Raw genomic sequence first — 14,906 nt, 5'->3', positions numbered from 1 at the left:
TATAAAGGATGGCCCCAATCCGCTTGAAGCCATCCATCTTAATGTTCAAGCCTGCCTTTTATAGACCAAGCCATGCATCAACGCGATCAGGGTTTGCCTCTACCCACTCGCGGGCAACCTCAGCCGGATCGCGGCCATTGCCGCTGATCTCAAAGGCAAAATTGCTCACATCATCAGCCGTTAACGCGAAGCGGCCAAAAAACTCAGCGATCGCTGGTGAGCGGCTCTCTAATGAATTTGACCAAGCAATCTGTACCTTTTTCAACGCATCTTTGGTTGCAACGCTAGATTTCTCATACCAATCGGCATCGTCCGAAGGCTGTACCATGACGTATTTGGCCGGATCATATGTTGGCTCGCTTAACATTTTCACATCAAACATGAACCACACCGCATGCGGCTTATAGCAATAAAACGCATAGCCTTCACCCTTGGCGATCGAATCCTTAATACGCGCGGTTTTCACGCTTTCTTCGGCGCGAATTGGCTCGATAAAATCAAGCAGACCATAGTCACGCGTTTTCACTTCATTTACATTTGCCGAGGCCCAGCCCGGCGCACCGATCCACATCTCGCCCTTGCCATTCCCATCACTATCCATCAACGCCGCCACATCGGGGCGGCCAAGATCGGCAATATCTGTTATATCATTGGCTTCAGCAAACGCGCTGGAAACGCAGAACCCTTGATTGCCCTCATAGGGGTTTGAAGACAGCGTGACAGAGCCGGCACCATCAACATATTTCTTTGTGAAGCTTTCTTGGTTGGGAAGCCATACATCAGGATGCACGTCAATATCGCCTTTGCCCTGATCCATACCTTGGAAAATCGTGGCGTTGTTACCCGGTACATATTCAACCGTACCGCCAATACGCATTTCAACAACGGCGCCCAAAAGATGGGCAATCGCCTGCGCCCCTGTCCAAGACGGCACACCGATTTTTACTTCTTCACCAGCGAAAGCCGGCACACTCATCGCGCTGAGCAATGAGGCTGTTATAAGTGATGTTCTGATTGACATGTTTTCTTCTCCTAGTTGGTTATCTTCTTTATGGTATTTGAGTGTGAATATCCGGGAAGGTCATAGATTTCTGGATACCCAAAAAGGGCAGCAGTGCCACCCGTATGCAGGAAAATAACGTTGTTCATTCCCGCGAAATAACCCTGCTTAACTAACGTGATCAAACCATCCAAACCTTTGCCCGAATATACGGGGTCGAACAAAAGACCTTCAGTTTGAGCCAATAATTTAAGCGATCTGACCATGCCATCACTGGGAAGTCCATACCCAGCGCCGACATAGCCACAATTTACATGCACATCTTTACGGGCGATTTTGACGCCGGTGCCAAGATGCTGCGCGGTGCGGTGTGCCAAGTTGAAAACCAATTGCTCTTGCTGGTCTTGCGCTGCGCGCACGCCGATGCCCAATAAATGAATATCGCTTTGAATGGCCGCCAATCCAACCAGCAAGCCAGCCTGCGTGCCTGCGCTATCTGTGGCATGCACCAACGCATCGATTTCAAGACCAAAATCAGCAGCTTGCTCGGCCAATTCTCTGGCGCAATTCACATAGCCCAAAGCACCCACACAATCAGATCCGCCCGTCGGAATAATATACGGTGTTTTCCCATCCTGGATCAGTTGATTGGCCAAACAGGCGATCTCAGCGCTTATATCAGCAGAAGGCTCAAATTTTGACACGCACGCCCCGTGCAAATGGTTTAAAAGTGCATTGCCACTCAGCGCATAACTATCCTTGACCACGCCCGAGCACTCTTCAAGCAAGATGTGGCAGCCCAGCCCAAGCTTGGCCGCGGCTGCCGCGGTTTGGCACGCATGATTTGATTGCATGGTGCCTTGGGTCACAATAGTATCCGCGCCTTGCGCTTGCGCATCCGCCATCGAAAACTCAAGTTTGCGGGTTTTATTGCCGCCAGATGACAAGCCCGTACAATCATCCCGTTTCACCCATAAGCGTGGCCCGCCCAATATCTCGCTTAGCCTGTCCAAAGGTTCAAGCGGAGTTGGCAAATGGCCAAGGCGTATTTTAGGAAACCGCGCCAAAGCCAAAGACAAATCTTTGCACAAGCTTTGGGACATTTCCGTCGACAAAAGGCTATTTCGAGCCAAAATTTGGGCAGCTTCGAACACACAGAACCTAAAATTGAAAATTTTCCATCCATAGCGTTGCAAATACCAAAGCAGAAAAATAATGCTTTTTTCTACGGATGCTCATACATATTGTTTGAGCAAAAGGGGGTAATCTTGTGGATCTGCGATGGCTTGATGATGTTTTGATACTTTTAGAGGAAAAAAACATGACTCGCGCGGCAGCGCGGCGCAATATTACCCAACCCGCTTTTTCCCGGCGTATTCGAGGCTTTGAAAATTGGCTGGGCATCGCCATTTTACAACGCGGAACCAATAAAATTGAAATAAGCCCCGCCCTTTTCTCTAACGAAAAGGAAATTCGGGCTTTGGTGCTGCGATTGCAAGATTTACGCAGCAAAATTGCCGATTTCAATCCCGCCAGCTTGACCGTGTCGATTGCGGCACAACATGCACCGGTGTTTTCCACTTTTCCCGATATGGCGCTCCGCGCAAATCATGTTTTTCCATCGCTTAAGTTTCGCTTGCAGGCGGATAACCTGCGCGATTGCGTAACAATGTTTTTGCGCGGCGATACGCATATGTTGCTTTGCTATGAATCCAAAAATGCTGGTCCATTACCCTTTGATGCATCCATCCGCCGCGGCCTGTGGGGGATAGATTATCTGGTGCCCGTTGTAGGAGGCAGGCTGCGCTATGCCGTGAAAGATAGCGGTGAAATAGCGCCCGCAACGCCAGCAATCGTATATCCGGATAACAGTTATTTTGGCGAGGTTTTGAACGCAGGCGAGCGCCTGTTTGGCACGCGAAATCACAGCAAGGATCCGGTTTGCGAAACCGCTTTTTCCAGCGGTATGAAAGAACTAACGCTAAAAGGTGTCGGCGTGGGTTGGCTGCCCTACAGCATGGTGCACCGCGAATTGGAAACCGGCGATTTGATTTCGCTTGCAAACACATATGGCCAAGAGCCGCTTGAGGTTGCGATTTACGCGGATATCAAAGAGGAAATTGCCCTAGCCGTTTTACAGGTTTGGAGCAAAGCGCCGAATATCAGGGAAGAGCAAACCGCCCAAGCGCTTTGATAGGCGGGCAGCCATCCCCTTAATAAGGCTCGATCCAAATATGTACCCAAAACCGCAAAAAAGTAGCAAGGCCGCGCGTCAACACCACGGGCAAATTCAACCTCTTTAAAAAACTTAGTCCCAGACATTTTAGCCAAGCCAACCCAAGCCGGCACTACGCCCAAAAGCGAATGCCCAGCTGCGCTTTGCATTGTCTTTTAGGATTTAGCCCGGCGAGGAGGCTGCCCGGCATCATGCGCCGCGGCGCGGCGCGCTTTATTCTTTTTGCTATTGGGCTTGCCCACAGAAGGTGCCAAATTTTTACCGCCTTTGGGCTTGCCTGGCCCCCCCCCGCGCTTGGCATCATAGGGCCCAGAGGATTTACCGACGGTTTTTCCAGCCGTTTTATTACCCGGTTTGCCTGAGGGTTTGCCAGCGGGCTTGGCACCGCGGGCTTTGCGATCAACAACTGCCCCATCATCGCGGGCCCGTTCTAAGGGCGAACGCGGTTTTTCGAAACGGCGCGAGACGTTCAACGCGCCGGGTTTACTGCCCGATTTTGCCCGCGATTTTGGTTGCTCCCCCCGATTTTGTACAACATTTTTTTGCGCCCCATCGCTTGGCACCGCGGGTTTAGCGGTCGCTTGCGGTGTTGCGTCATCCGGTTTGCCAGAAAAGGGCTGAGCTGTCTCTGCCTGCCCCTTATGCACCCCTTTGGGCTTGCCTGTTCGCCTGTCGGGCTTTGTCGCATCGCTTTTGGACGGGCCAGCCTCTGATTTTCGGCCTCGGGCCGGTTTCTGCGGCGGCTTGAAGGCAGGTTTGGGCCCTTTTGCAGCCGCTGGTACGTGGTTAAGCGCAGACACAACCAAACCCCCTTCGATTTTCATGTCAGCGCCCAGCGCCTGCGTGAACCCAGCAATCGCCTGTTGTGAAATCTCTACAAAAGTTTCATCATTTTGAATGCGGATCGCGCCAATATCGTCTTTCGTGATCTCGCCCGCATTGCATAAAATCGGCAAAAGACGGCGCACTTCAGCAGCTTGATTGCGGCCCTGATTGATTGAAAACCATTTTGAAGGGCCAAAGGGTGCAGCAGGTTTCGCAGCGCGAGCTTCGCCTGGCATTGAAAGCTCTTCGGGGGCTGAGACGCGTTGATTATACAAACGCAGATAAGCCGCCGCGAGCTGCTTAAGGTCAAATTTTTCAGCCAAGCGATCAACCATTTCTTCTTCACTCGCGGCAATCGGATCGTTCCACATCTGATCAGCAAGCAAGCGCTCTTGATCGCGCTGGCGAACCGCCTCAGCCGAGGGGGCCTCACCCCATTCAGCTACCAGTTTCGCAGCTTGTAAAATGCGTTCCGCCTTGCGTCGTAATTTAGCCGTTACGATCAAACAGCTTTCGCCTTTTCGTCCAGCGCGCCCGGTGCGCCCCGACCGATGCAACAAGGTTTCATGGTTGTTGGGCAATTCCGCATGCACCACCAAATCCAACCCCGGCAAATCTATCCCGCGCGCCGCCACATCTGTGGCAACACAGACCCGCGCGCGGCCATCCCGCATCGCCTGAAGCGCGTGGCTCCGCTCGGCTTGTGATAACTCACCAGATAAAGCCACGACCGAAAAGTTTCGGTTGGACAGCCGCGTGGTGACGCGATTGACCATGGCCCGCGTGTTGCAAAACACGATCGCATTGGGGGCTTCATAAAAGCGCAATATGTTGATGATTGCGTTTTCAGCATCATGATTGGCCACCGTCATCGCGTGATATTTGATATCATTATGCTGTTTGGTTTCAGCAACAGTGGTCACCCGCACCGCGTCGCGTTGATAGCTTTTTGCCAAAGTGGCGATTGCTTTGGGCACGGTTGCAGAAAACATAAGAGTGCGCCGATCGTCGGGAGCTTCGCCCAGAATAAATTCAAGATCCTCGCGAAATCCCAAATCCAACATTTCATCGGCTTCGTCTAAAACCACCCCGCGTACCGCCGATAAATCGATGCTGCCGCGCATAATATGATCGCGCAACCGACCCGGTGTGGCGACCACAATATGCGCCCCGCGTCCTAAAGCACGGCGTTCGTCGCGCATATCCATACCGCCAACGCATGACGCCATCACAACCCCGGCCGGCGCATATAGCCAGGCCAATTCGCGCTTTACCTGTAAGGCCAATTCCCGCGTGGGGGCGATAATTAACGCCAGCGGCGCCTCGGCGCTGCCAAAATTATCTTGCGTACCCAACAAGGTCTCGCCCAAAGCCAATCCAAAACCAACCGTTTTGCCCGATCCGGTTTGTGCCGAAACGAGAAGATCCGCATTCTGCAACTGGGCTTCCGTCACGGCCTTTTGAACCGGTGTCAATGTCTCATATCCGCGTTGTGTCAGGGCATCTGCAAGGGCTTTTTTCACGTGCGTCTTCTTTTCTAAGCTAAGGGGCGGTTCGATCTCCGCAAACCGCGTCCCTAAGCGGTTTGACCCGCTTTGTATAGGTGCAAGATCACGCTCTTGGCACGCAAAGCGCTTAGGTTTTGATTAAATTGATCGTTTCCAAGCTTTTAACGCGTGGTATCGGGGCAAAGCGCTGGTCTGACAAGGCGTAAAAACTGATACATGCGCGGCGCAAAGCTTCCGTATTAACCGGCAGGGCTGGATCACAGCGCGCACAGCCAGTTGCCGGATAACATTCTGCGACCTTTTGCGCCGCTGCAGGCGCCCCGGCAGGCTTCGATGCGCTCAAAGCCCTAAGATAGCAGCCATTAATATCAATTCAATCGATTTTTTAGCTTTAGACAGGCCATAAAGGTTGTCGCCGATATCTAAGAATATAAGCAATTGGCAGGTGGTTTGCGACATGGATGCCCCAGAAGGATCAGACGCAGTTGCGACCGCCTTAAAATAGACATTGGCCATTATGTTTTGTTTTTGCTGGATCGGTGCAGCGCCGCTGGGGCTTGTAGCGGTATTCATCAAGATGCTGCAATAGCGATGCAAACGCGATCTCTGCCGGCCCTGTCTTGAAAGATCTAAAGCAACCCTTCTGATCGAAAACTGAAACTGTCACCGCGGCCAATGATCAAATGATCGTGAATGCAAATGCCCACTGCATCGGCCGCCACCGCGATCTGCGCGGTCAGAGCTCTATCTTGGGGCGATGGCTGTGGGTTTCCTGAGGGGTGGTTATGCACCAGAATTAGCGCGGATGCATTGAGTTGTAGCGCACGTTTCAAAATCTCACGCTGATAAACCGGCACATGATCAACCGTGCCTTCACTCTGCTGCTCTTGCAGGATCAAAACGTTCTTTCTATCAAGAAACAGGACCCAAAACCCCTCTAAGGCGCGGTGGGCAATGGTGATTTGACAATGCTCTAACAACCGATCCCAACTGGAAAGGATTGGCCTGCCCAAAATGCGCGTCTGCGATAGACGATGGGCAGCCGCCTCAACGATTTTCAACTCGGTTACGACGGCGCCCCCGATACCCGGCACCGATAAGAGCTGATCAATCGGAGCAGAAATCACCCCGTTAAAGCCGTGAAACCGCTCTAATAAGCTGCGCGCTAAAGGTTTCACATCTTTGCGGCGCAGCGCCCGAAACAAGACCAGTTCCAGCAATTCATAATCCGGCATCGCCGCTAGGCCTGCGCGGTCAAAGCGTTCGCGCAGGCGTTTGCGGTGATCTTTCAAATAAGAAGGCAGCGGCTTGGCCGGGGCCGTCGATAATCCCGCAGCCTCAGAGGGAAACAATGATATCTGCTTTGGTGAAGAACGCTTGGAAAGGGCCATAGCCCATGCTGGAAGGGCCATGGTTAAGAAAGCCTTAACAGCGACCTTTTAACCTTTCATTGTGTCCCAGAAAGATTTTACAGATGAAAAGAAACTTTTGCTTTCAGGATTGTTATCTTCCGAAAGCGCTTCAAATTCACGCAGCAACTCGCGCTGCTTTGAGGTTAGGTTCACCGGTGTTTCCACCGCTATCTCGATAAACATATCGCCTTTTTGCGCTGATTTTATAGAGGGCATCCCTTTGCCGCGCAACCGCATTTGCCGGCCAGATTGGCTGCCAGCTGGAATTTTTACGCGGCTGCGGCCGCCATCCATCGTGGGCACTTCTATATCGCCGCCCAGCGCAGCACCCGACATTGATACGGGAATTCGGCAGAACAAACTGTTCCCGTCGCGTTGGAAAATTTTATGCTCGCGCACTTCGATAAAGATATACAGATCCCCCGCCGGACCGCCACGCAGCCCAGCCTCCCCCTCATTCGACAAACGAATGCGGGTGCCCGTTTCCACGCCCGCTGGCACATTCACGCTGAGCGATCGGTCTTTATTGGAACGCCCTTGGCCCCCGCAGCTTGAGCAGGGATTGCTGATCACCTGGCCCATACCGGAACAGCTGGGGCAGGTACGCTCAACCGTAAAGAAGCCTTGCGAAGCGCGCACTTTGCCCATTCCCGAACAGGTTGGGCAGGTGCTGGGTTCTGACCCTCCGGCGGCACCGCTGCCGTTACAAGGGCTACATTGCACAGAGGTGGGCACATTGATGGATTTTTGCAATCCAGAATAGGCATCTTCCAAAGAGATTTCTAAATTATAGCGCAGATCGGATCCACGAGAAGCCCGAGAGCGCCCGCCACCGCGCTGCCCACCTCCCATGAAATCACCAAATAAATCATCGAATACATCCGAAAATGCGCTTGAAAAATCGCCTTGGCGCTGGCCACCGCCGCCGCCCATACCCCCTTCAAAAGCCGCATGGCCAAAGCGATCATACGCCGCTTTGCGTTCGGGGTCTTTTAACACATCATAGGCCTCATTGGCCTCTTTAAACTTTGATTCTGCGCTGGGGTCAGAGGTATTGCGATCAGGATGAAGCTCTTTGGCTTTGCGACGATAGCCTTTTTTAATTTCATCCGCAGAGGCCCCTTTAGAAAGCCCGAGCACTTCGTAATAATCACGTTTTGACATGCACCATCTTTCCTTTTTAAGCACAAAACCGGCCTTCAATTACGAGGGCCGGTTTGCAAGGTTCAATGCCTCAGTTTAAGAGCGGTTGCGATCATCCAGATCTTCGAAATCCGCGTCGACGATATCATCTTCGCCTTCACCCATATCCGCCGCAGATGGCTCAGCGTCACCACCCTCTTCTTGGCTGGCCTTATAAATCGCCTCGCCCAGTTTCATGGCGGCTTCCGTCACGTTTTGAACGCCAGATTTAATTTTTGCGGCATTATCGGTTTCAAGATCATCCTTCAACGCCACAATCGCCAACTCGATCGCTTCGATTGTTGTTGGATCGACCTTGTCAGCATGCTCTTCCATCGACTTCTCTGTAGAATGGATCATGCTTTCCGCTTGGTTTTTAGCTTCAATCAGCTCGCGGCGCTCTTTGTCTGACTCGGCGTTTTCTTCCGCTTCGCGCACCATATTATCGATGTCTTCATCCGACAATCCACCCGAGGCTTGGATGGTGATGGTTTGCTCTTTACCGGTGCCTTTATCTTTCGCCGCTACCGACACAATCCCGTTGGCGTCAATGTCAAATGTTACCTCGATCTGCGGCATACCGCGCGGGGCCGGAGGAATATTTTCAAGGTTAAATTCGCCCAGAATTTTGTTATCCTGCGCCATTTCACGCTCGCCTTGGAAAACCCGAATTGTCACAGCACCCTGATTGTCTTCCGCGGTTGAGAACACCTGCGATTTCTTGGTGGGGATTGTTGTGTTGCGGTCGATCAACCGCGTGAACACCCCGCCCAAGGTTTCGATACCCAAAGACAAAGGCGTCACATCCAGCAGAACAACATCTTTTACATCGCCCTGCAAAACGCCGGCTTGGATCGCCGCACCCATCGCCACAACTTCATCCGGGTTCACCCCTTTATGCGGCTCTTTGCCAAAAAACTTGCTTACTTCTTCATGCACCTTAGGCATGCGGGTCATACCGCCGACCAAGACCACCTCATCAATATCGCTGGTGCTGAGACCGGCATCTTTCAAAGCCGCCTGACAAGGTTTCATAGAGGCTTTGATCAAATCGCCCACAAGGCTTTCCAATTTCGCACGCGTGAGTTTCATCACCATATGCAATGGCTGGCCGGTGCTGGCATCCATCGAAATAAACGGTTGGTTGATTTCGGTTTGCGTAGCCGATGATAATTCAATCTTGGCCTTCTCGGCCGCTTCTTTCAGCCGCTGCAGCGCCATCTTATCTTTTGAAAGATCAACGCCATTTTCTTTTTTGAACTCATCCGCAAGATAATTCACGATGCGCATGTCGAAATCTTCACCGCCCAAAAACGTATCGCCATTGGTAGATTTCACTTCGAACAAGCCATCATCGATTTCAAGAATGGTCACATCGAATGTGCCGCCGCCAAGATCATACACAGCAATAATTTTGGTTTCTTTTTTATCCAAACCATAGGCCAAAGCGGCCGCTGTGGGTTCGTTGATAATCCGCAGAACTTCCAAACCGGCGATCTTCCCAGCGTCTTTTGTAGCCTGACGCTGCGCGTCATTGAAATAGGCAGGCACTGTGATAACGGCTTGCGTCACATCCTCACCCAGATAGGCTTCTGCTGTTTCCTTCATCTTTTGCAAAATAAAGGCTGAGATCTGACTCGGGCTATAGGTCTCGCCTTGGGCTTTTACCCAGGCATCGCCATTGCCGCCATCTACCACTGCAAAGGGCAGGTTCTTTTTATCTTTTGCCAAATCAGCGTCATCATTGCGCCGCCCAATCAAACGTTTCACACCAAAAATGGTGTTTTCAGGATTGGTAACGGCTTGACGTTTGGCAGGTTGACCAACCAAACGCTCAGCATCTGTAAAGGCAACAATTGACGGTGTGGTGCGTGCGCCTTCAGCATTTTCAATCACCCGCGGCTGCGCCCCGTCCATAATTGAAATACAGCTGTTGGTCGTTCCAAGATCAATTCCGATAACTTTGGCCATAAATTTGATCCCTCTTCAATTCAGGCGATACAACCAACGTCAAGTCATGCGGCTTTGGCGCGGTGTATTAAATGTTTACGTAAATGCGCAAATCTGCGCCGTGTGTATATAGGCAGGGGGTTTGCGACCTGCAAGCTTTCACAGGGCCAAGAATGTCTAAATTTAAATACAATTTTGATTTAATTGACTTTTTCGTACAAATTAAACACAAAAATAGTGTTAAATCTTTGCCAGCCAGCTCGAAGACGCCCTTTGTCGGGTATAATATTCGCCAATGAAGCCAAGCATAAGCAAGCCTAAAGAAAAATATAACGGGTATAAAGGATCACTGTTGCGCGGCTGGTAGTTGATAAATGCAAAGCCGCGGGCCTGATCAATCACATGAAATAACGGGTTCCAGGTGAACATTACCAAAACCGATCCCGGCAAACTATTGGCGACAAACATCTTGCCCGATGCAACCATATTCAGGCGTTGAAACACGGTTTGCACCAACATGACCACATCGGGGGCCCAAGGCTTTAACGCATAAATCACCAAACCAATAGCGCAGCCGGAAAACCACGCGAGCACAAACATCATGAAGGTACCAAGCGGCTTCTCGATCACAAAAGGCGTAAAGGCAAAATAATAAAAGCCAAGAATGACGATAATGGAGAGCAGCTGCATATAAAAAGAACCCAACGCGGCCGAGGCAACCGCGATCACCGTATTCATCGGAGCATGCTGCATCATCGGCGACGCAGGGCCCTCGGCTGTGGCGACTGCCGAGATCGCGCCGACATGGGTCATAAATAAAAAAACACCGCTCATAATAAAAATAACGAAATCACCGCGAAGAGCCGATCCAGTGGCCCCCAGCACTTGAAACAACATGATAAAGCCGATGGTGAATATCACCGATTGGGCAATCACAATCAGCAGTGAAACGACCGGCAAACGGTGCTTTTTACGCACGCTGCGCACCGAGCCATGAAAGACCGCATCAAACAGTTGATAGCCCGCGCAACCAAGCGCTGCAAGGTTCCGCCAAACCCTCATTCAGCCGCTCTAGAGGTTACAAAACGCGCCATACCAGTTCCTTTTTGCGTGATGTAGCGCGCTGCTGCGCGGCATCCTAACGGCGCTGTGCGTGCTACGTGCCTCCCGCCTATACAAACAAGTCCTATCGCGGAAAAATGGCTTAATTAGGGCTAGATCACGGTAATAGCAGGCACAGCACGCGCGCAAAAGATTATTATTTCCACCCTAAATCTGGAGGCCATAGCGTAAAGATTTATCGCCAATAAATGACGCGAAGGATCACAGAAAGCGCGTGCGCTCAAAACAGGCCTAGCGTTTAGGCCCCAAAATATCCGGCCACCTAATGCATAAAGTGTCATAGATATTCCCCCAATATTTTCAATATGACCCAGGGAGAGCACCGGGCAAAAAACGATCAAAATTAAGACACAATTTTACCCTTTTTGACTTCTACCCCTGTTTAGACCCTGCATAAATTTCTACTGGGCTTACAACATAAAAACAGGCCGTTGGGGCGACATTTGCACGCGCCGCACCGTCTATAAAAGGAAATCCGCATGGCTCAGGCGACGCTGTGGTAAACATATTGGTCACCGGTGGGGCGGGATATATCGGATCCCATGCGTGCAAAGCGCTCAAAGCGGCCGGATACACGCCCATAACGTTTGACAACCTGAGCAGTGGCTGGCGCGATGCAGTTCAGTTCGGGCCGTTTGTTTTCGGCGATATAAATTCTCCGTCATGCCTCGAAAGCGCCTTTCAACAGTATCAACCGCAGGCCATTTGCCATTTTGCCGCCCGTAGCGATATTTCTGAAAGCCAGCATCAGCCGGCACAATATTGGCTCACCAATGTGATGGGCAGCTTGAACCTTTTGCAGGCTGCGCAACTAAACGGGTGCAAGAATATCATCTTCTCCTCAACCTGCGCGGTTTATGGGGATCAGCCGCGCGAACCACTGAGCGAAAACGCCCCGCTCAACCCAAGCAATGCCTACGCTGCCAGTAAGCTCGCCGCTGAGCATCAGCTACACAATTTTCAACATATTATGCCATTAAAATATCTGATCTTCCGATATTTCAACGTTGCCGGTGCAGATCCAACGGGCCGGCTGGGCGAATGCCATATGCCTGAAACGCATTTGATACCACGCCTTCTACAGGCGGTCGAGGCAGGCCAAGATATTCAAGTTTTTGGAACCAATTACCAAACTCCAGATGGCACATGTTTGCGCGATTTCATCCATGTCAGCGATATCGCGCGGGCCTATGTGTGCGGGGTGCAATGGCTGTTGCGCGGCAAAGCCAGCCAGATTTTCAATCTGGGCAGCGGTCGCGGATATTCTGTGCTGCAAGTGATTTCCGCGGTTTCAAAACTCACCGGGCAAAAAATCAAGCTAACCGCGGCGCCCCGGCGCCCCGGCGATTGTGCCTGGCTGCAAGCGGATATATGGCGGGTGGCCCAATCGTTGGGCTGGTCAGCGCAGCAATCGTCTTTGGATGTGATCATTCGAGATGCCCAGCGCTGGCAACAAGGGGGCGGCTATGCCCAATAATCGTATCCAGGTTACACGGTTGGCTAATTTACCAGCCACCGCCGCCACCGCGCGCCCGCTCAACGCGCTATATCAGGCAAAGGTAGCCTATCGCCTGCGCTGGCGTCGAAAATATTTTCTATGGCGTGCACAGCGAAAATCAAATTCGCTGCAGCCGGTGGCGCAACGCACCCACCGCATCACAGATGATATGATTTTGGGGGCAATGGTTCTTCGCAATGAAATTCAGCGCCTGCCAAGTGTATTGCAGCATTATCGCGCGCTTGGCGTTCAGCACTTCCTGATTGTTGATAATGGCAGTACGGATGGCAGCCTCGAGCTGTTGCGTGCACAAACGGATGTATCGCTTTGGCAAACCGCCGCCAGCTATCGGTTTTCGCGTTTTGGCATGGATTGGATAAATGCGCTGTTGCGCCGTTACGGGCATGGCCATTGGTGCCTGACCTTCGATGCAGATGAGTTGTTTGTTTATCCGCATTGGCACAGTCGGCCACTTTCTGCGCTGACTGACTGGCTCGAGCGCGGCAAGACAGACATGTTTGGGGCCATTATGTTAGAGCTTTATCCCACCGGTCGGTTGGACGAAGGTTCGCCACACAACAGCTTTGATCCACTGAAAGCCTTAACCCATTTTGACAGTGGCAATTACAGCATCACCTATCAAGAAAAATTATGCGCATTATGGGTTCAAGGGGGCCCAAGAGCCCGCAGCTTTTTTGCCGATCAACCGCGAAAAGCCCCGACCCTGAACAAAATACCCTTGGTCAAATGGCACAGGTCCTTTGCCTATAACAGCGCGACGCATAGTTTACTGCCGCGGCGCCTGAACAAAGCGTTTAACGATACTGGCGGTATGGCCGCCTCTGGCATTCTCTTGCACACTAAATTCCTGCCGCAGATCATCGAAAAAAGCCTTGAAGAAAAAAAACGCGGGCAACATTTTGCAAATAGCAGCCTTTATCAATCTTATTACGACAGTTTGATCAAGAACCCAACGCTCTGGACCCCCTATTCAACACGTCTGCGCAGCTGGCGACAATTGCAGCAGTTGGGGCTGATGTCGGCCGGAGGTTGGGGATGAGGCTGGGGGGAAGGCCAAACTGCAGCGCGCATTCTGCGTCTGGGCGCCAAACCCAAAACGGCGCCGCAAATGCCCGCCCGCACATGGGCCGCTGAGATGAGGCTTGCGCGTCTGCTCCAGCTACGAGCGCAGCGCCGCTGGCTGAATATGCGCATCTATCGCAAGGCGGCAGAGCTCACCCAGATCCGCAATCGCGGCAACACGATCAAACCCCATGACATTTTGCTTTTTGCAACTGTGAAAGATGAATATATCCGCCTGCCCTATTTTTTAGACTACTACCGAAAAATTGGTATAGGGCATTTTTTGATCGTTGATAATAACAGCCGAGACGGGGGCCCGAAATTTCTGGCCAATCAACCAGATGTCTCGCTTTGGTCAACGAAAAACAGCTATAAAGCTGCGCGTTTTGGGATCGATTGGCTGCACGGCTTATTGAACCGCTACGGGAATGGGCATTGGTGCCTGACAGTGGACCCGGATGAGCTTTTGGTTTACCCGCATCTCAACACGCGTCCGCTTTGCGCCTTAACCGCGTGGTTGGACCAGCAAGGCCAACGCAGTTTTCCCGCCCTGTTGCTGGATCTTTTTCCCAAAGGTTCAGTTGCAAAAGCTCAATATAAGCTTGGCCAAAACCCGTTGCAGATCTGCCGATATTTTGACGCGGGGAATTATCAAATCTCTCGAAATAACCGTGATAAAAACCTTTGGATTCAAGGCGGCCCGCGGACACGGCATTTCTTCAACGATCTGCCTCATAAAAGCCCTGCTCTGAATAAAATTCCCTTGGTCAAATGGCGGCGCGGTTGTGCCTATACCAGCAGCACGCACGCGCTGCTGCCATCACGCTTGAACGCAGTCTATGACCGGTCGGGGGGGCAAAAAATAAGCGGCGTGCTATTGCATGTAAAATTCCTGAGCACGCTTGAAGAAAAGCTCACTGATGCACTCAGCACTTCAGAACACTATTAGGAAAGTGCCGAATATCAGCGCTACACAGACCAAATGGCAAACAGCCCTACGCTTTTTATTCCCGGCGCTGGCACTTTCAAAACCTGGACACAGCTGGAAACTCTTGGCGTGATGTCAAGAGGCGCATGGGCTTAGCGGGAC

Annotated in this window: 11 protein-coding genes and 1 pseudogene; 4 read left to right on the top strand and 8 right to left on the bottom strand. The window is 51.7% G+C overall.

Annotation, left to right across the window (positions count from 1 at the left end; translation table 11 throughout):
• Positions 1–58 precede the first annotated feature (58 nt).
• Entirely contained in the window at positions 59–1,021 is a 963-nt protein-coding gene (locus tag GN241_01395; protein ID XAT56133.1) for a glycine/betaine ABC transporter substrate-binding protein, read from the bottom strand.
• 11 nt (positions 1,022–1,032) lie between these two features.
• Entirely contained in the window at positions 1,033–2,103 is a 1,071-nt protein-coding gene (locus GN241_01390; protein ID XAT56132.1) for a D-cysteine desulfhydrase, read from the bottom strand.
• Positions 2,104–2,270: 167 nt separating this feature from the next.
• Here GN241_01390 and GN241_01385 point away from each other — a divergent pair, with 167 nt between their 5' ends.
• Positions 2,271–3,194 carry a LysR family transcriptional regulator gene (locus tag GN241_01385; protein ID XAT56131.1) on the top strand — a complete coding sequence of 308 codons (924 nt, stop codon included), beginning with the start codon at positions 2,271–2,273 and terminating at the stop codon, positions 3,192–3,194.
• Between the two features lie 197 nt (positions 3,195–3,391).
• Here GN241_01385 and GN241_01380 read toward each other — a convergent pair whose 3' ends face one another.
• From GN241_01380 to GN241_01355, 6 genes are all read right to left on the bottom strand, one after another.
• Positions 3,392–5,584: a DEAD/DEAH box helicase gene (locus GN241_01380; protein XAT56130.1), complete on the bottom strand. Its 2,193-nt coding sequence runs from the start codon at positions 5,582–5,584 to the stop codon at positions 3,392–3,394.
• 324 nt (positions 5,585–5,908) lie between these two features.
• Positions 5,909–6,142, bottom strand: a complete 234-nt coding sequence (locus tag GN241_01375) for a hypothetical protein (protein ID XAT56129.1) — start codon at positions 6,140–6,142, stop codon at positions 5,909–5,911.
• A 56-nt stretch (positions 6,143–6,198) separates the two neighbouring features.
• On the bottom strand, positions 6,199–6,960 hold the full coding sequence (gene radC / locus GN241_01370; GenBank protein ID XAT59137.1) for a DNA repair protein RadC: 762 nt from the start codon (positions 6,958–6,960) through the stop codon (positions 6,199–6,201).
• Positions 6,961–7,008: 48 nt separating this feature from the next.
• Positions 7,009–8,145, bottom strand: coding sequence for a molecular chaperone DnaJ (gene dnaJ / locus GN241_01365; GenBank protein XAT56128.1), 1,137 nt, complete (start codon positions 8,143–8,145; stop codon positions 7,009–7,011).
• Positions 8,146–8,220: 75 nt separating this feature from the next.
• Complete coding sequence (dnaK, locus tag GN241_01360) at positions 8,221–10,134, bottom strand: molecular chaperone DnaK (protein ID XAT56127.1); 1,914 nt, start codon at positions 10,132–10,134, stop codon at positions 8,221–8,223.
• A 219-nt stretch (positions 10,135–10,353) separates the two neighbouring features.
• Positions 10,354–11,175, bottom strand: coding sequence for an ABC transporter permease (locus GN241_01355; GenBank protein XAT56126.1), 822 nt, complete (start codon positions 11,173–11,175; stop codon positions 10,354–10,356).
• 556 nt (positions 11,176–11,731) lie between these two features.
• On the opposite strand from GN241_01355, the gene galE reads away from it, so the two are divergent.
• The 3 genes and pseudogenes from galE (at position 11,732) to GN241_01340 (ending at position 14,900) form a co-directional block, all read left to right on the top strand.
• Positions 11,732–12,712, top strand: coding sequence for a UDP-glucose 4-epimerase GalE (gene galE / locus GN241_01350; GenBank protein XAT56125.1), 981 nt, complete (start codon positions 11,732–11,734; stop codon positions 12,710–12,712).
• Positions 12,702–13,793 carry a glycosyltransferase family 2 protein gene (locus GN241_01345; protein ID XAT56124.1) on the top strand — a complete coding sequence of 364 codons (1,092 nt, stop codon included), beginning with the start codon at positions 12,702–12,704 and terminating at the stop codon, positions 13,791–13,793. The genes galE and GN241_01345 overlap by 11 nt, the downstream gene beginning before the upstream one ends.
• Before the next feature lie 69 nt (positions 13,794–13,862).
• Positions 13,863–14,900: pseudogene (locus GN241_01340) on the top strand (glycosyltransferase family 2 protein).
• Positions 14,901–14,906: the final 6 nt, after the last annotated feature.

The organism is Rhodobacteraceae bacterium IMCC1335, assembly GCA_039640495.1.
Taxonomy (GTDB): domain Bacteria; phylum Pseudomonadota; class Alphaproteobacteria; order Rhodobacterales; family Rhodobacteraceae; genus Thalassovivens.
This window is presented reverse-complemented; position numbering and strand designations above follow the sequence as displayed.